Origin of the sequence: Lysinibacillus sp. LK3 (assembly GCF_001043675.1) — a bacterium.
Classification (GTDB): Bacteria; Bacillota; Bacilli; order Bacillales_A; family Planococcaceae; genus Lysinibacillus; species Lysinibacillus capsici.
The window spans coordinates 116030-132917 of the sequence record NZ_LDUJ01000025.1; the positions used below are offsets into that span (position 1 = coordinate 116030).

A 16888-nucleotide genomic window follows, 5' to 3' on the forward strand; every position below is an offset into this window, starting at 1 on the left:
TTACAATATTTGTAATTGTTTAAACAACTGAAACACTTTCATGAATTAGCGCATAACAGCAGGTAATAATAACTTATTCTTCATCACATCGAAAATTCCTTGTGGTGTTATACGAATATATGGTAAATGAGTAGATTGTAAAAATAATAATGTATAAATGGCATCTCCTAATTGATAGCCTCTATCTGCTAAAGCTTGTTTTAAAGCCTTTTCTTTCTCTGTTAAAGTGAATACATCTCCATCATATAAAAGTCCACCAATTGTTAATGGTATATCCGCTATAACTTCTCCTTTTTCGACGAGAACAATACCACCATTCATTGCCTTCATTTCTTCGAAGGCTTTAATCATATCGTCTTTATTTTTTCCAATTAACAATATGTCACCGGTGTTTGAATAAGAGGATGCAAAGCCTTGGACATCTGTTGCAAATCCTTTAATCATTGTATTTACATGCCAGTTGCCTTTTCGGTTAATGAGCATTAAATAGCACTCATCATGATTTGCCAATTGCCCTTCTTTCGTAATTAAAGAATTATAAGGCTTTGTAATCACATCATTAACTAATTGAATCCCAAACGGCATAGAAAACTGGAAATCCTGTGAATCTAATGAGAAATCTAAATCTAAAGCTGGGATGGAAGAATAATCAATTGTCGCCATTCTATGCACACGATCTCCATTACGCTTCAACCAGACACCCTTTGATAAGACACTTTCTGGAACAGGATGATATTCATCTTGTAAAATATTGAGTGAAGCAAAACGCCCTGTTGCGATAAAACCATGTAAATTAGACATGTTGTAATAACGTGCTACATTATAGGAAGCCATTTGATAAGCATCAATAGGAGATACCCCTGCATCTAAAGCTACTTGAATGCATTTATCCATCACACCATCCTCATGGAATGAAGGAGTTGAACCGTCTGTTGTCATCATTAAATGATCAAAGATTGGAAGCTCTTTTTCTACTATTCCGTTTAGTAGATGTGGTAAATCTGGTCGTATGGAAGAATGACGTAAAGTTACAGCATAGCCCTGCATAATACGACGCTCTACCTCTTCTACTGTCATTGCCTCATGATCACCATCAGCACCAAGCAGTTTCATTCGTGCCAATGTTCTTTCTGAAGCTCCAGGGAAATGACCTTCAATTTTTTTTCCCAGTCCCTTAGCCATTTGCATACGATAAAGCATTTGATCGTCGCCATGCAACAGCTTAGGCCAGCCTGTCAACTCTCCACCAAGTAAGACATCACTTCGCTCTAACCACTCTAATATAGAAGTATTAGAGAAAACCTCTTCTTCTTGCTCCAATTCAGTTTGTGAGTCAAAGCGAGTCCACCAATAAAAAGAAAAAGGTAGCTTTTTCAAACTCTCTAAAATTGAAAACGCTTTCTTATTTTCTAAATTTAAAACAAAGCTTAAATTATCCGAAATAAAAGTTGTTGTCCCAAGCTGACCACAAAAATCTGCAAATGACTGTGGATGATAAAGCTGGAATGGGTGTACATGTGGCTCAATATAGCCAGGTACGATTGTTTTTCCTGTACAATCCACCACTTCTGTTCCTTCTAATAAAGGAGGCATTCTGTCACCAGCATAGACAATGCGATCTCCCAAAATCCAAATGTTCCCTACTATGAATTGCTTTAACATACTATGCAAATAACGTGCATTCTTCAGCACGATATCTGGTGCCTTTTTCCCATCGATTACTGCTAATTGTTGACGTATTTTTGTTATTTTCCATACTGGATCCATGCTATTCGCTCCTTCCTAAATTACGTAATTTTTCATTGTGTAAATCCAATTTGAAATCACATACTACTACTGCATAATCGCATATTTTCATAAAAATTATGCTTTATGCAATCATCTTGTTTCAATCGTAACACAGCACTTTCATAAAGCAAAGTGCACCTCGCTTATTTTTTCCACAATGACTAAAGGAGGAAGTAATGATGATGCAGCAAGCAAATTTAAGCGAAAAGAATGCATTTTGTCGTTTTGCCATGGGGACAAGTTTAACCGCATTTGGTATCGCTAAAGTTTCTAGAAATCCTAATTGTACAAAAGGTCGATTAATGATTGCATTAGGTGCCATGAAAATGGCTGAGGGACTTTTTAAATATTGTCCAACGAAAGCAGTTTTAAGCTCCAATATGCAGAATGCCATGAACACCTCTATGCAAAGTATGTTCAGCGGGCAAAATTCTATGTCTACTGAACAAATCGATAAGCTCATGAAGGATTTTTCCTCTGCTATAGCTGGTAATTCTTCAGGTTCACAAGCTACTGCTTCAAAACAATCTAACACCAGCACTTCAACCCAAAATTCCTCAAATAGTAGCGATTCTTCAACGAATAAAGCTCAGAATCCTTCTTAGTCAAAGGAGCCGTCCCAATCTATTATTGAGACGGCTCTTACCTCTTACGTTTTGAAACAACAAGAGGTTTCAAAAGACGATAAAAAATATTTAGTGAAAATAATAATTACTTAAACGTACGCCAGCCAATATCTTTACGGAAGAAAAAGTGATCCCATGTTTCCGTTGCAATACCTTCATAAACCTTTTCCTGTGCTTCTTGTAAAGTAGCTGCTTTTGCACCAACTAACAGTACACGTCCTCCATTACCAACGAATTGACCGTCTACTAATTTTGTACCTGCATGGAAAACTGCATGTGATGTCGAAATTGCCTCTAAATTCGGTAATACCTTACCTTTTTCAACGTCTCCTGGGTAACCCTCTGCTGCAATGACTACACCAAGCATTGCTTCTTCTGACCATTGTAAATCAAAAGGCTGTTCATCCATTAACGCCATCATAAATGCACCAAAATCTGAAACCATACGTGGCAATACAACTTGAGTTTCAGGATCACCAAAACGGGCATTAAACTCTATGACCTGAGGACCTTTCTTTGTTAAAATTAACCCTGCGTATAAAATACCTGTAAAGGAAGCACCATCTGCCTCCATCCCTTTAACAGTTGGTTCTACAATAGTTTGAAATGCAATATCTATTACCTCTTGTGGGATTTGTGGTACTGGTGAATAAGCACCCATACCTCCTGTGTTTGGTCCTTTATCACCGTCATAAGCTCGTTTATGATCTTGTGCAATAACCATCGGATAAATTTGTCCTTTGTGCACAAAAGACATAAAGGAGAATTCTTCACCGTCTAAAAATTCCTCAACGACAACACGTGAAGAGGATTCACCAAAACGTTGGTTTCCAATCATATCCTCTACAGCTTCAATCGCTTCTTCCTCTGTCATTGCCACAACGACACCCTTACCAGCCGCTAAACCATCAGCCTTAATGACAATAGGCGCACCTTGTTCTTTAATATAGACTATTGCTTTTTCTGCTTCAGTAAATGTTTCATGTGCTGCTGTAGGAATATTGTATTTATTCATAATTTCTTTCGCATAGGATTTACTGCTTTCTATTTGAGCAGCAACTTTTGTAGGACCAAAAATACGTAAACCTCTAGCTGTAAAGAAATCGACAATGCCTTCAGCAAGCGGCTGTTCTGGGCCAACAAATGTTAATGCAATATCATTTTCCTTGGCAAATTGAGCGAGACCTGCGAAATCCATTGTATCAATAGCAACAACTTCTACTTCGCCTCGCATCCCATCATTTCCTGGCGCTACGAATACGTTGTTCACTGATGGAGAGATGCTAAATTGTTTAGCTATTGCGTGCTCACGGCCACCGCTTCCGATTACTAATACATTCATTTTAGAGAATCCTCCTCTTTGTAAGTAAAACCGAGATGAACCAACATCTCGGTCTGTTTAGATTTCTATATAATTCTACAATTAATGTTTAAAATGACGTACGCCTGTGAATACCATCGCAATGCCGTATTCATTTGCTTTATCAATGGAATCTTGATCTTTAATGGAACCACCTGGTTGAATAATTGCTGTAATCCCTGCAGCGGCTGCCGCCTCCACAGTATCGCTCATTGGGAAAAATGCATCTGATGCTAATGCAGCACCTTTCGCTTTTTCTCCAGCTTGTTCAAAGGCAATTTTAGCTGCACCTACACGATTCATTTGCCCTGCACCAACCCCAAGTGTCATTTGAGAATCTGTTACAACAATCGCATTGGATTTCACATGTTTGACAACAGACCAACCAAGTTGCAATGCTTCCCATTCTTGCTCTGTTGGTTCACGATCTGTCACCACTTTAATATCCGCATTGCCAAAGCCATAACGATCTGGCTCCTGTACAAGAAGGCCACCCTCAACTGATACTACATTGAATGAATCTTGTTTCGCTTGCTCGAAAGGAATTGTTAGTAAGCGGATATTTTTCTTTTTCGTTAAAATATCTAATGCTTCTTGTGAGAAAGCAGGTGCAATAATAATCTCTAGGAAAATATGACTTAGCTTCTCAGCAGTTGCTGCATCCACTTCCATATTTAATGCGATAATACCGCCAAAAATAGATGTTGGATCTGCTTCATATGCTTTATCGAATGCTGCCTCTAACGTGACACCAGTGCCAACACCACATGGATTCATATGTTTCACCGCTGCAGCAGCTGGCATTTCAAATTCTTTTACAATTTGCAATGCTGCATTACCATCTTGAATATTATTGTAGGATAACTCTTTACCATGTAATTGTGTAGCATAAGCTAATGAAAAGTCAGAGCCAAGACGCTTTTGGTAGAAGGCCGCTTTTTGGTGAGGGTTTTCGCCATAGCGTAAATTTTGCTTTAATTCATATGTCATCGTTAAGCTCTCTGGGAACTCTTCTTCAGTCAGGTAGTTCGAAATATAAGAATCATATGCGGCTGTGTGACGGAAAACTTTCGCAGCTAGTTTACGACGTGTTTCAATTGTTGTGGCACCGTCTGCTTTAAGTTCCTCTAATACTGTTGCATAGTCATTGCTGTCCACGATTACTGTTACATATTGATGGTTTTTTGCAGCAGAACGTAACATTGTTGGACCACCGATATCAATGTTTTCAATTGCATCATCCCAAGTTACATTAGGCTTTGAAATTGTTTCAACAAACGGATAGAGATTCACACAAACAATTTCAATTGGTTCAATTCCATGCTCATTCATCTGTGCTTGATGAGAGACATCATCAAACTTTCCTAATAGACCACCGTGAATCATTGGATTTAAAGTTTTCACACGACCATCTAAAATTTCAGGAAACTTCGTTACTTCATCTACTGCTGTTACAGCTACCGCATTATCCTGTAACATTTTTTTTGTACCGCCAGTTGATAAAATTTCATAACCTAATGCTACTAATTCCTTTGCAAATTCTAAAATACCATCTTTATTGGAAACACTGATTAATGCACGTTTTGTCACAACAATATCCTCCTAATTTTTATCGTGCTGTCCACGAACTGACTTGCTTCAATAGATTAATAGAGTTAGGTCTTACTTGTTGAGTAGGATTCTCGACCTAACTCCCTCTTCAGTTACTGTAATAATTGCTGTAATGCCTTTGTATATAATAAATGCTCTTGTTTATGAATTTCAGCTTCTGTTGCCTCGCGATTTCCTTCAATGACAGGTACCGCTGCCTGAGCGATAATTGGTCCAGTATCCATTCCTTCATCAACAAAATGCACTGTTACACCTGTTATTTTCACACCATGATTAATGGCTTGTCCAATAGCGTCCTTTCCAGGAAAGGCAGGCAATAGGGACGGGTGAATATTAACAATTCGCTGTGGAAAGGCTGCTAATAATACGTCACTGATTAAACGCATATACCCAGCAAGCACAATCCATTTCACATCGCACTCATGTAAAGCTTCGATAATAGCTGTCTCATATGCTGACTTTGAGACAAACTCTTTTGGATTCAATGCTAACACTGGAATCCCAAAGTTTTCAGCACGTGTTACTACAAATGCTCCAGGCTTATCTGTGACCACTAGTGCGACCTTTGCATGGAGTTCACCACGTTCAATGGCCTCTTGAATGGCTTGAAAATTGCTACCGCTACCTGACGCGAACACGGCTATTTTTGTTGGTGCAGTCATTACACTAAACTCCCATCATGTGAGCCATTAAATACTACTCCGTCACCTTTAATAACACGTCCGATTGTATAAGCCTTTTCACCATTTGCTTCAACTGCAGCGATTACTTTATCAGCTTCAGTTTCTGGCACAGCTATTACAAAGCCAATACCCATGTTAAACACATTATATAAATCTTTATCTTCTAGCTGACCTTTCTCTTTTAGGAATTCAAAGATACGTAATACAGGCCAAGAACCTAAGTCGATTTCCGTTGCTAGTCCCTCTGGCATCATGCGTGGTAGATTTTCATAGAAACCGCCACCTGTAACATGTGCACAGCCATGTACATCTGCTGCCTTTAAAGCTGCTAGCACAGGTTTAGCATATAGCTTTGTTGGCACTAGAAGCGCCTCACCGATTGGGCCTAGATCTTCATAGCCTTCTACAATAGCATCCACAGCATATTGATGATCTGCAAAGACAATTTTACGCACTAAAGAATAACCGTTTGAATGTACACCACTTGATGCAATTCCAATAAGTACATCGCCTTCTACGATTTCTTCACCTGTCACGATGGCAGACTTTTCACACGCGCCTACTGCAAAGCCAGCTAGATCATATTCATCTTCTTCATAAAGACCAGGCATTTCCGCAGTTTCTCCACCTATTAGAGCCGCACCTGATTGCACACAGCCATCTGCAACACCTTTGACAATTTGTTCGATTTTTGCAGGCTCTGCTTTTCCAAGAGCTACGTAATCTAAAAAGTACAGCGGTTCTGCTCCTTGAGCAACAATATCATTTACACACATTGCTACACAGTCCACACCGATTGTATCGTGCTTGTCTACCATGAAGGCTAGCTTTAGCTTTGTTCCAACACCATCTGTCCCCGAAATAAGAACAGGTTCTTTAAGATTCAGTTCTGACAAGTCAAACATGCCACCAAAACCACCAAATGTCCCCATTACACCTAGACGGTTCGTACGTTCAACATGAGACTTCATTCGTTTTACGGCTTCATAGCCCGCTTCAATATTTACACCTGCTTGTTCATATGCCTTTGACACGCAGAGTTCCTCCTTATCATCCAAGTCGCCTAAGTTTCCTAGATAGAAATGACTGTAAGACACTAATTTGTTGCGATGTTGTTCTTAACGTAATAATTCTTTTTCATGTGGCAAAATCGTATCCGGGAAAATCTCTGTTGGATATTTGCCTGTAAAGCATGCAAGACAAAGTCCTCGGTTTTCATCTTCGTATGGTCGTGCAATTGTTTCTACCATCCCCTCAACAGAAAGGAATGTCAGAGAATCTGCACCAATTGCTTCACGAATTTCATCTACATTATGACTAGAAGCAATTAGTTCTTCATGCGTTGATGTATCAATGCCATAATAACAAGGGTTTGTCATCGGCGGTGATGAAATCACAACATGAACTTCCGCTGCGCCAGCATCTTTTAGCATTTTGACAATGCGACGAGATGTTGTACCACGAACGATAGAATCATCAACCATTACTACTTTTTTTCCTTTTACGACTTGAACAACAGGTGAAAGTTTCATTTTCACACCACGTTCACGTAGCTCCTGTGTCGGCTGAATAAACGTACGACCAACATAACGGTTTTTAATAAGACCTAATTCATAAGGGATTCCACTTTCTTCTGCAAAACCAATCGCTGCGGAAATACTTGAATCAGGAACACCTGTTACAACATCTGCTTCAATATGCGCACACTCACGAGCAAGCTGTTTACCCATACGTTTTCGTGCCATATGAACGTTAATACCATCAATATCCGAATCAGGACGTGCTAAATAAACATATTCCATCGCACACATCGAACGTTTATCCATATCAGCAAAACGATCTGATTTTACGCCCTCATCATTAATAATGATTAATTCACCTGGTTCTACCGAACGAACGAATTCTGCACCAATTAAATCGAATGCACAAGTTTCAGAAGCTACCACCCATCCATCTCCTAGCTTTCCAAGAGATAATGGACGTAAACCATGTGGATCACGTGCAACAAGCATTTCATCCTTTGTCATAATTAAGAAAGAATAGGCACCCTTTAAAAGAGATAGGGCATTTTTCACCTTCGCACGGAATGGTGAATGTGAACTTTTCTTAATAAGATGCGCCAACACTTCTGTATCAGAGCTAGAGTGGAAAATGCTACCTTGTCGCTCTAGATATTGCTTTAAATGTGTCGCATTGACTAAGTTACCGTTATGGGCAATTGAAAGGCTACCAGTTGAGGAGTGGAATAATAATGGCTGTACATTTTCAATACCGCCACCACCAGCAGTCGTATAACGAACATGCGCAATAGCTGCTTTGCCGTTCACTGCTTTTAATTTATCTTCGTTGAAAACATCATTAACTAGTCCTTCGCCTTTCACCGCGCGAAGATGCTGTCCGTCTGAAACGACAATTCCAGCGCCTTCTTGTCCACGGTGTTGAAGAGCATGAAGCCCGTAATAGCTAAGGTGCGCTGGACTTGGGTTACCCCAAATACCAAACACCCCACATTCTTCGTTTAAGCCTCTGAGTTCAGCAAGCATGGGATTGCTCCTTTCCAATTAGAACGGAATTCCTCCACTGTACCTTCTACAAGCACACCTTTGTCCCCGTTGATTTTCACAAGTGCATCGTTTGTTACGACACCAATTTTTTGAGCATCTTTCATGATTTCTACAAATGCTGCAGCGTTTTCTTCTTTAACTGTAACAACAAAACGAGATTGACTCTCACTGAATAGCGCAGTTGTTGCAGAGCCTGTTAATGTTACATCCACACCAAGACCGTTAGCGCCAAATGTTGTTTCAGCAATCGCCACAGCTAGACCTCCCTCTGCTACATCATGCGCAGATTGAACAAGGCCTGCTTTAATCGCCTTTAATAAAGCTTGCTGACGTGTCGCTTCAACCTCTAAATCAATAGCTGGCGCTTTCCCTGAAATAACACCATTATTTAAAAGTTTTTGAAGCTCTGAACCGCCAAATTCTGTTTTTGTCTCACCAATAACAAAGACAAGATCTCCTGCTGCCTTTACATCCTGTGTCGTTACATGTGCTAAGTCTTCAATAAGACCAACCATACCAATTGTTGGCGTTGGATACACCGCTTCGCCTGAACGCTCATTATAAAGAGAAACGTTACCTCCGATTACTGGAGCATTTAATGCCGTACAAGCTGCCGAAATACCATCTGCAGATTTTTCAATTTGCCAGAAGATTTCTGGTTTCTCTGGATTACCGAAGTTTAAGCAGTCTGTAATCGCAAGTGGCGTGCCACCAGTTGCCACGATATTACGAGCTGCTTCGGCTACTGCGATAGCACCACCCACTTCTGGATCTAAATAGATATAACGTGAGTTACAGTCTGTTGTCATTGCCAACCCTTTATTTGTGCCACGTACTCGAATAACAGCAGCGTCAGAGCCTGGTTTAACAACTGTTGATGTACGTACCTGGTAATCATATTGATCGTATACCCATTCTTTAGAAGCAATTGTCGGTGCTTTTAATAAAGCAATGAGTGTTTCTTTGTAATCAGTCACAGCAGGTTCAGTGTTTTCGATTGCTTGGAACTGAGCATAGTATGCAGGTTCTGCAGATGGTTTATGATAAACAGGTGCATCTTCTGCTAATGCGTCTGCAGGTACCTCTGCAACTACTTGTCCTTTGTGTAGCAGACGAAGCATTTTATCATCTGTAACGCGACCAATCGCTACTGCATCTAAATCGTATTTATCGAAAATCGCTTTAATTTCATCTTCGCGACCTTTTTTCACAACTAAAAGCATACGTTCTTGAGACTCAGACAACATCATTTCATACGCTGACATTCCTGTTTCACGCTGAGGCACTAAGTCTAAGTTCATTTCTACACCAGAACCAGCCTTTGAAGCCATTTCTGCTGAAGAAGAAGTAAGACCAGCTGCACCCATATCTTGAATACCAACTAGAGCATCCGATTTTACAACCTCTAAACAAGCTTCAAGTAAAAGCTTCTCCATAAATGGATCTCCAACTTGTACCGCTGGACGTTGGTTTTCTGATTCCTCAGTTAATTCCTCAGAGGCGAATGTTGCACCATGAATACCATCACGGCCTGTTTTTGCTCCAACATACATCACTGTATTACCTACACCAGCAGCAATGCCTCGTTGAATATCTTTATGATCAATTAAACCGACACACATAGCATTCACTAGAGGATTACCTTCATAGCAAGGATCAAATTGAATTTCGCCACCTACTGTTGGGATTCCGATACAGTTACCATATCCTGCGATTCCCGCTACTACTTCTTCAAATAGATATTTACCACGTGCTGACTTTAATTCACCAAAGCGTAATGAGTTTAACATAGCGATTGGACGTGCACCCATTGAGAAAACGTCACGGATAATACCACCGACACCCGTTGCAGCCCCTTGATAAGGTTCTATTGCAGATGGATGGTTATGCGATTCCATTTTAAACACTACTGCTTGTTCGTCACCAATATCAACAATACCTGCACCTTCACCTGGTCCTTGTAATACCTGTGGCCCTTTAGTAGGGAATTTACGTAGTACTGGCTTTGAATTTTTGTACGAGCAGTGTTCAGACCACATTACTGAGAAAAGACCTGTCTCTGTCCAGTTAGGTAGACGTCCTAAAATACCTTCTACCATTGCAAATTCTTCGTCTGACATCCCCATTCCAGCGTATAGCTTCTCATCTTTAATCTGCTGTGCTGTTGGCTCAAACTTAGTTGTTGACATGATTTTCCCTCCACTGCTTCACGATTGATTTAAATACTGCTAGACCGTCTGCGCCGCCCACCAGTGCATCAACAGCTCGCTCTGGGTGTGGCATCATCCCTAATACATTGCCGCGCTCGTTTATAATCCCTGCGATATCTTCTAAAGAACCGTTTGGATTGTCACCTGAGTATGTGAATACGATTTGATTATTATCTTTTAGTGATTGTAAAGTTTCCTCGTCACAGTAGTAGTTACCTTCACCATGTGCGATTGGAATATTGATGATTTGACCTTGCTCATATTGATTTGTGAATAATGTATTGTTGTTTTCAACTTTAAGCTGCACTGTACGGCACATAAATTTTAAGTTTTTATTGCGCAATAAAGCTCCTGGCAATAAACCTGCTTCCGTTAGGATTTGGAAGCCATTACATACACCTAATACAGGTTTACCAGCATCTGCTGCCTTCTTAACTTCTGTCATAATGTTAGATTGATTAGCCATTGCACCACAACGAAGATAATCCCCATAGGAGAATCCTCCAGGTACTAATACACCATCAAAACCACTTAGATCTGTTGCTGTATGCCATACATATTCTACTTCTTCACCTAGCTCGTCTTTAATCGCATGATACATATCGATGTCACAGTTTGACCCAGGGAATACGAGTACTGCGAATTTCATGATTAAATAGCCTCCTCGACTTCGTAACGGTAGTCTTCAATTACAACGTTCGTTAAAACCTTTTCACACATTTCTTTTACTAGAGTATCAATGTCACGTTCTGAATCTTTAATTGATAGTTCAAGATATTTACCGATACGTAAATCTTCTACTTCACCGTAGCCCATCTTAGCTAAAGAACCTTGTACTGCAGAGCCTTGAGGATCAAGAATACTCTCACGTAATGTTACATAGATTTTTACTTTTTTCATTGTTATTTGCCTCCGAGTCTAGAAAGTATAATAGTATAAACTTCAGTTAAATTACCAAGGTCACGACGAAAAACATCTTTGTCTAACTTTTGCTTCGTTGTTGCATCCCAAAGTCGGCATGTATCTGGTGAAATTTCATCTGCCAATAATACATGACCATCCATATCACGGCCGAACTCTAATTTAAAATCAATCAATGTCACATTGACATCTGCAAAGATCGGCTGTAGCACTTTGTTAACGGCTAATGCACCATCATAAATAGCTGTTACTTCAGTTGGTGTGGCAAGTTCAAGAACATCAATATGTTCTGTCGTAATAAGTGGGTCGCCTAAATCATCGTCTTTATAATAAAATTCAACGATTGGTCGTTTTAAAGGTGTCCCTTCTTCAAGACCTAGACGCTTTGCTAAACTTCCAGCAGCAATATTACGAACAACTACCTCAATCGGAATAATTTCTACTTTTTTTACAAGTTGTTGTGTATCGGATAATCGTTTTACGAAATGTGACGCAATTCCGTTAGCTTGTAATTTTTCGAAAATTAATGAAGTAATGCGATTATTTAAAATGCCCTTACCTTCAATTTCCTCTTTCTTTTCACCATTGAATGCTGTTGCACTATCCTTGTACTCAACAAGTAGCACATTTGGCTCCTCTGTTGTGAACAATTTTTTTGCTTTACCTTCATACAAAAGTTGACCTTTAGTCATTTCGTTTTCCCCCTGATATTATGAGATACGCTTGTAATAATGTTCAGAATTGAACCGTATCTCTACGATTCAACTCTGAAACTTTTACTGGTGGCTCTAACATTTATTATTAGATGGCTAAATAAATATTAGTTAAGTCCTAGTCGTTCAAAAATCATATCAACATGCTGTAAGTGGTAGTTGTAATCAAAACAATCATCCAACTCTTCTTTTGTTAAATAAGATGTGATTTTTTCACTTGCATCGACTAATGTACGGAACTGAACTTGCTCGTCCCAAGCCTGCATTGCTAAAGGTTGTACTGTATCATAAGCTTCTTCACGTACTAGTCCTTTATCAATCAATGCTAGTAAGATGCGTTGAGAATAAATAAGACCAAATGTACGATCCATATTACGTTTCATGTTCTCAGGGAATACTGTTAAGTTTTTCACAATATTACCGAAGCGATTTAGCATATAGTTAAGAGTAATTGTTGCATCCGGTAAAATAACACGCTCTGCAGATGAATGTGAAATATCACGCTCATGCCATAAAGCTACATTTTCATAAGCAGTCACCATATAACCTCGCATTAAACGAGACATACCAACCATGTTTTCAGAACCGATTGGATTACGCTTATGTGGCATTGCAGATGATCCTTTTTGTCCTTTTGCAAAAGCTTCCTCCACTTCACGTGTTTCAGATTTCTGTAGTCCACGAATTTCTGTTGCGAATTTTTCAATTGAAGTAGCGATTAAAGCTAATGCACCTAAATACTGAGCATGGCGATCACGCTGTAAAGTTTGTGTGGAGATCGGTGATGCTGCAAGTCCTAATTTATCGCAAACATATTGCTCAACACGAGGATCGATATTGGCATATGTTCCAACAGCTCCAGACATTTTTCCTGTTTCAATTACTTTGGCAGCTGCTTCAAAACGTTCAAGGTTACGCTTCATTTCCTCATACCATAAACCAAGTTTCAAACCGAAAGTTGTTGGTTCAGCATGAACACCATGTGTGCGTCCCATCATAACTGTATGTTTATGTTCTTTTGCCTTAGTAGCAATAATATCAATGAAATTTACTATATCTTTTCGTAAAATATCATTTGCTTGTTTGATTAAATAAGAAAGTGCTGTATCTACTACGTCCGTAGAAGTTAAACCATAATGTACCCATTTGCGCTCTTCTCCAAGTGTTTCAGAAACAGCACGAGTAAAGGCTACAACGTCATGACGAGTTTCTTGTTCAATTTCTAATATACGATTCACATCAAATGAAGCATTTTCGCGAATTTTAGCAACATCCTCTTTAGGGATATCTCCTAACTCTGCCCATGCTTCACAAGCTAAAATTTCAACCTCTAGCCAAGCTTGGTATTTATTTTGTTCTGTCCAAATTGCGCCCATTTCGGGTCTTGTGTAACGTTCAATCATCGCGTATCTCCTTCTATTCTGACCAAATGCCAGAACTCTCGATTTGTTGTAGTGTAGCTTCTAAGTCTTTTGTCATAATCGTCACATGGCCCATTTTACGGTTGACCTTAGCTTCAGCTTTCCCATAAAGATGTATGGACCATTCAGGATATTTAGCAATTGAGTTACTGAGTGGCACGACATGCTGCCCTAATACATTGACCATAATGGATGGTGCCCATAGTTGTGGCTTACGTAACGGCCATCCACAAACAGCACGAATATGCTGATGGAATTGTGAAACATTACATGCTTCAATTGAATAGTGACCAGAATTATGAGGTCTTGGTGCTAATTCATTGATAACAATACTACCATCTTCTAATACAAACATTTCTACCGCTAGCGTTCCTACTAAATGTAAATAATCTGCAATTTTCAAAGCTTCTCGTTCTGCAGCTTGAGCTGTGCTTTCAGTTATGCGAGCAGGTACTATTGTCTCGTGAAGAATATGATGAACATGAATGTTCTCTCCAACTGGCTGACAATACGATTCACCATGACCATTTCTTTGAACAATGACCGATACTTCCTTTACGAAAGGAACAAATCCTTCTGCAATACATTGCGAATGCGTGAATAATTCTTTCGCTAAAGGCAAATCTTCAGTTGATTTTAAAAGCTGCTGTCCCTTGCCATCATAACCACCTCTTGCTGTTTTGACTATACAAGGATAACCAATCGAATCAATATTGGCTACTAATTCTTCATAAGTTTTTGCAACAATATATGGTGCTACTGGGCAACCAGCTTTCACAATAGCTTCTTTCTCTGTTATACGGTTTTGTGTAATACGTACCAACTCTGCTCCTTGAGGAACATAAGCCATTTGTGATAAACGCTTTAAGCCTTCATAATCAATATTTTCAAATTCATATGTGATAATATCACTTACTTCTGCAAGTTCTTCTAAAGCAGCTTCATCATCATATGGAGCTACAATGCGAATATCTGCAACCTGCCCACAAGGTGAGTCCATTGCTGGTTCAAGAACAGCCACTTTAAAACCTGACTCCTTTGCAGCAAGTGCCATCATTCGACCAAGTTGCCCTCCGCCTATAATGCCTATCGTTTGTCCAGGATAAATAATCTTCGTCACACTAAGTCACCTGTACTTTCTAATACTTGCTGCTTTGTTGCTTCACGTCTAGCATCTAATTTATTAGCAAGCTCCGCATCTGTTGTTGACAAAATTTGAGCTGCAAGTAACCCTGCATTAGTCGCTCCTGCTTTGCCAATCGCTACAGTAGCTACAGGTACGCCACCAGGCATTTGAACGATGGATAATAGTGAATCAAGTCCATTAAGTGCGCGGGATTGAACTGGTACACCGATGACAGGTAATGTTGTTTTAGCTGCCACCATTCCTGGTAAATGTGCAGCACCGCCTGCTCCAGCAATAATTACTTGTATTCCTCGCTCGCGAGCTGCCTCTGCATATTCAAACATTAAATCAGGTGTACGATGTGCAGATACAACTTTCTTTTCGTACGGTACTTGTAATTCATCTAAAATATCACATGCATGTTTCATTGTTTCCCAGTCACTTGAACTACCCATAATGACACCGATTTTCGGATTCATAAATTGTCGCTCCTTTTAAACGATAGAAAAATGATCAATTATTTATTGTGCTAGCCTCTATTTTGAATAGCTACTGCAATTCTTATTACAAAGAAAATCCCCAAATAAACTACTCTCTACCAGTACACGTGAAAGCAGTTTACTTGAGGATTATTCGGACAAGATCGTCTCCATGTACATAGCTGTACAAAGACCTTCTCACCATACGCCAAAAGTGCTTTCCCGCATAGTCCAGCATTTACGGTGCCGGGTAGAGACACTAGAGCCAATCCTCTAGCATATATGTGGGATCTATTTGTTTTTCCTTCTCACATTTTAACAAGGGATTGTCTTATCGTCAATCCAAAAATGCGAACATTTTTTATTAGGTGAAAAAAAATGTTCGGTTTTTAGTCAAAATCATTCGATATCTTGAGCAGGTATACCTTTAAACTGAATTTTTTGGCGCAAATAAGCTGGCTCACCATCTACGATATGAAAAAGTGGCTCTTCTTTTCGTCCTATGACCATAAAGCCATCTTTCCGCATTCTTGCCAAGCAATCCTCGATTGACTCGTTTTCCTGTACCTCATACCAAATTTGCTTTTTTCCCAACTTTTTCTTCCTTTCCATTGTACATATTCATTCACAACCAATTTGTAATTCATTATACCTTTTGTTGCTTACAGAAGTATGTAAGAACTTAAATAAATAGAAAAAACTGCAGAATTCCTCTCCGCAGTTTTGATGAATGCTCATGGAACATAAAATGCCTTTAAATAGATACAAAAAAATAATAGCAGTAGGAACAAATGAAGGACAACAAGAACCATACGATATCCTTTGATGCCAAATAGGGCACTGGTGATGCCTAAACCACCTAAAATAAACGGCATAAACATATTTACACGATAGAGAAATGTAAAAAAGTTTCCATACCATTTGGTTGAATCATAGCCAAACATAAAGAATATAAGTAGTAGACTTGAGATCGAAATCGCAGAAAAAATGTTCTGCCTCATTTTGATTCCTCCATTATTAAATCCAGAATGTATCTAGGCGAAAGAAATTTCCTTTAAATCCACTTGTAAATATTAAATATATTATAGCATTTTATGAATAGTTCACAAAATAAAAAAAGCCATGGAATACATCCATGACTTTTTAATTGCCTAGCGACGTCCTACTCTCACAGGGGGAAGCCCCCAACTACCATCGGCGCTAAAGAGCTTAACTTCCGTGTTCGGTATGGGAACGGGTGTGACCTCTTTGCCATCATCACTAGACTATGGTCGACCTTCCATACACGGCGTACTGCTGTGTCTAGAAGCTCTCTCTTTAGAAAGATTTGCTCTTTCAAAACTGGATAAACGATACATTGAATATTTCAAACGTTTTGGTTAAGTC

Annotated in this window: 16 protein-coding genes, 1 rRNA gene and 1 riboswitch; of the genes, 1 reads left to right on the plus strand and 16 read right to left on the minus strand. The window is 39.3% G+C overall.

Annotated elements, in window-relative coordinates:
- Positions 1 to 45: 45 nt before the first annotated feature.
- Positions 46 to 1767: an adenine deaminase C-terminal domain-containing protein gene (locus VK91_RS18395; RefSeq protein ID WP_048394887.1), complete on the minus strand. Its 1722-nt coding sequence runs from the start codon at positions 1765 to 1767 to the stop codon at positions 46 to 48.
- Positions 1768 to 1967: 200 nt separating this feature from the next.
- Here VK91_RS18395 and VK91_RS18400 point away from each other — a divergent pair, with 200 nt between their 5' ends.
- Positions 1968 to 2393 carry a YgaP-like transmembrane domain gene (locus tag VK91_RS18400; protein WP_053075731.1) on the plus strand — a complete coding sequence of 142 codons (426 nt, stop codon included), beginning with the start codon at positions 1968 to 1970 and terminating at the stop codon, positions 2391 to 2393.
- A gap of 106 nt (positions 2394 to 2499) precedes the next feature.
- On the opposite strand, the gene purD is transcribed toward VK91_RS18400, so the two are convergent.
- From purD to rrf, 15 genes are all read right to left on the minus strand, one after another.
- Positions 2500 to 3756 (minus strand): phosphoribosylamine--glycine ligase, encoded by a 1257-nt coding sequence (gene purD, locus VK91_RS18405; RefSeq protein ID WP_048394889.1) that lies wholly within the window; start codon positions 3754 to 3756, stop codon positions 2500 to 2502.
- Between the two features lie 81 nt (positions 3757 to 3837).
- The gene (purH, locus tag VK91_RS18410) at positions 3838 to 5364 is read right to left on the minus strand and encodes a bifunctional phosphoribosylaminoimidazolecarboxamide formyltransferase/IMP cyclohydrolase (RefSeq protein ID WP_048394891.1); all 1527 of its coding nucleotides are present in this window, start codon (positions 5362 to 5364) and stop codon (positions 3838 to 3840) included.
- 113 nt (positions 5365 to 5477) lie between these two features.
- Positions 5478 to 6047 carry a phosphoribosylglycinamide formyltransferase gene (gene purN / locus VK91_RS18415; protein ID WP_004225729.1) on the minus strand — a complete coding sequence of 190 codons (570 nt, stop codon included), beginning with the start codon at positions 6045 to 6047 and terminating at the stop codon, positions 5478 to 5480.
- Entirely contained in the window at positions 6047 to 7102 is a 1056-nt protein-coding gene (gene purM, locus VK91_RS18420; RefSeq protein ID WP_048394892.1) for a phosphoribosylformylglycinamidine cyclo-ligase, read from the minus strand. The genes purN and purM overlap by 1 nt, the downstream gene beginning before the upstream one ends.
- A gap of 84 nt (positions 7103 to 7186) precedes the next feature.
- The gene (gene purF / locus VK91_RS18425) at positions 7187 to 8611 is read right to left on the minus strand and encodes an amidophosphoribosyltransferase (RefSeq protein WP_048394893.1); all 1425 of its coding nucleotides are present in this window, start codon (positions 8609 to 8611) and stop codon (positions 7187 to 7189) included.
- Positions 8587 to 10821: a phosphoribosylformylglycinamidine synthase subunit PurL gene (purL, locus tag VK91_RS18430; protein ID WP_048394894.1), complete on the minus strand. Its 2235-nt coding sequence runs from the start codon at positions 10819 to 10821 to the stop codon at positions 8587 to 8589. Before purL ends, purF begins: the two co-directional genes overlap by 25 nt.
- Positions 10808 to 11491 (minus strand): phosphoribosylformylglycinamidine synthase subunit PurQ, encoded by a 684-nt coding sequence (gene purQ, locus VK91_RS18435; protein WP_048394895.1) that lies wholly within the window; start codon positions 11489 to 11491, stop codon positions 10808 to 10810. Before purQ ends, purL begins: the two co-directional genes overlap by 14 nt.
- 2 nt (positions 11492 to 11493) lie before the next feature.
- A complete protein-coding gene (purS, locus tag VK91_RS18440) occupies positions 11494 to 11742 on the minus strand; it encodes a phosphoribosylformylglycinamidine synthase subunit PurS (protein WP_004225741.1) in 249 nt (82 codons plus the stop codon).
- A gap of 2 nt (positions 11743 to 11744) precedes the next feature.
- Positions 11745 to 12455 (minus strand): phosphoribosylaminoimidazolesuccinocarboxamide synthase, encoded by a 711-nt coding sequence (gene purC / locus VK91_RS18445; RefSeq protein ID WP_048394896.1) that lies wholly within the window; start codon positions 12453 to 12455, stop codon positions 11745 to 11747.
- 128 nt (positions 12456 to 12583) lie between these two features.
- A complete protein-coding gene (gene purB / locus VK91_RS18450; RefSeq protein ID WP_004225746.1) occupies positions 12584 to 13879 on the minus strand; it encodes an adenylosuccinate lyase in 1296 nt (431 codons plus the stop codon).
- Positions 13880 to 13892: 13 nt separating this feature from the next.
- Positions 13893 to 15017 carry a 5-(carboxyamino)imidazole ribonucleotide synthase gene (gene purK / locus VK91_RS18455; protein ID WP_004225748.1) on the minus strand — a complete coding sequence of 375 codons (1125 nt, stop codon included), beginning with the start codon at positions 15015 to 15017 and terminating at the stop codon, positions 13893 to 13895.
- Positions 15014 to 15502, minus strand: a complete 489-nt coding sequence (gene purE, locus VK91_RS18460; RefSeq protein WP_004225751.1) for a 5-(carboxyamino)imidazole ribonucleotide mutase — start codon at positions 15500 to 15502, stop codon at positions 15014 to 15016. The genes purK and purE overlap by 4 nt, the downstream gene beginning before the upstream one ends.
- Before the next feature lie 207 nt (positions 15503 to 15709).
- Positions 15710 to 15808, minus strand: a riboswitch (purine riboswitch).
- 93 nt (positions 15809 to 15901) lie between these two features.
- Positions 15902 to 16096, minus strand: a complete 195-nt coding sequence (locus VK91_RS18465) for an NETI motif-containing protein (RefSeq protein WP_036076850.1) — start codon at positions 16094 to 16096, stop codon at positions 15902 to 15904.
- A 140-nt stretch (positions 16097 to 16236) separates the two neighbouring features.
- Positions 16237 to 16503 carry a hypothetical protein gene (locus tag VK91_RS18470; protein WP_048394900.1) on the minus strand — a complete coding sequence of 89 codons (267 nt, stop codon included), beginning with the start codon at positions 16501 to 16503 and terminating at the stop codon, positions 16237 to 16239.
- A 148-nt stretch (positions 16504 to 16651) separates the two neighbouring features.
- Positions 16652 to 16767, minus strand: a 5S ribosomal RNA gene (gene rrf / locus VK91_RS18475).
- Positions 16768 to 16888 lie beyond the last annotated feature (121 nt).

What these genes read in the sequence shown, in the direction of transcription:
- VK91_RS18395 (WP_048394887.1), bottom strand. Translation starts at nt 1,767, where the DNA reads ATGGATCCAGTATGGAAAATAACAAAAATACGTCAACAATTAGCAGTA.
- VK91_RS18400 (WP_053075731.1), top strand. Translation starts at nt 1,968, where the DNA reads ATGATGCAGCAAGCAAATTTAAGCGAAAAGAATGCATTTTGTCGTTTT.
- purD (WP_048394889.1), bottom strand. Translation starts at nt 3,756, where the DNA reads ATGAATGTATTAGTAATCGGAAGCGGTGGCCGTGAGCACGCAATAGCT.
- purN (WP_004225729.1), bottom strand. Translation starts at nt 6,047, where the DNA reads ATGACTGCACCAACAAAAATAGCCGTGTTCGCGTCAGGTAGCGGTAGC.
- purF (WP_048394893.1), bottom strand. Translation starts at nt 8,611, where the DNA reads ATGCTTGCTGAACTCAGAGGCTTAAACGAAGAATGTGGGGTGTTTGGT.
- purL (WP_048394894.1), bottom strand. Translation starts at nt 10,821, where the DNA reads ATGTCAACAACTAAGTTTGAGCCAACAGCACAGCAGATTAAAGATGAG.
- purQ (WP_048394895.1), bottom strand. Translation starts at nt 11,491, where the DNA reads ATGAAATTCGCAGTACTCGTATTCCCTGGGTCAAACTGTGACATCGAT.
- purS (WP_004225741.1), bottom strand. Translation starts at nt 11,742, where the DNA reads ATGAAAAAAGTAAAAATCTATGTAACATTACGTGAGAGTATTCTTGAT.
- purC (WP_048394896.1), bottom strand. Translation starts at nt 12,455, where the DNA reads ATGACTAAAGGTCAACTTTTGTATGAAGGTAAAGCAAAAAAATTGTTC.
- purB (WP_004225746.1), bottom strand. Translation starts at nt 13,879, where the DNA reads ATGATTGAACGTTACACAAGACCCGAAATGGGCGCAATTTGGACAGAA.
- purE (WP_004225751.1), bottom strand. Translation starts at nt 15,502, where the DNA reads ATGAATCCGAAAATCGGTGTCATTATGGGTAGTTCAAGTGACTGGGAA.
- VK91_RS18470 (WP_048394900.1), bottom strand. Translation starts at nt 16,503, where the DNA reads ATGAGGCAGAACATTTTTTCTGCGATTTCGATCTCAAGTCTACTACTT.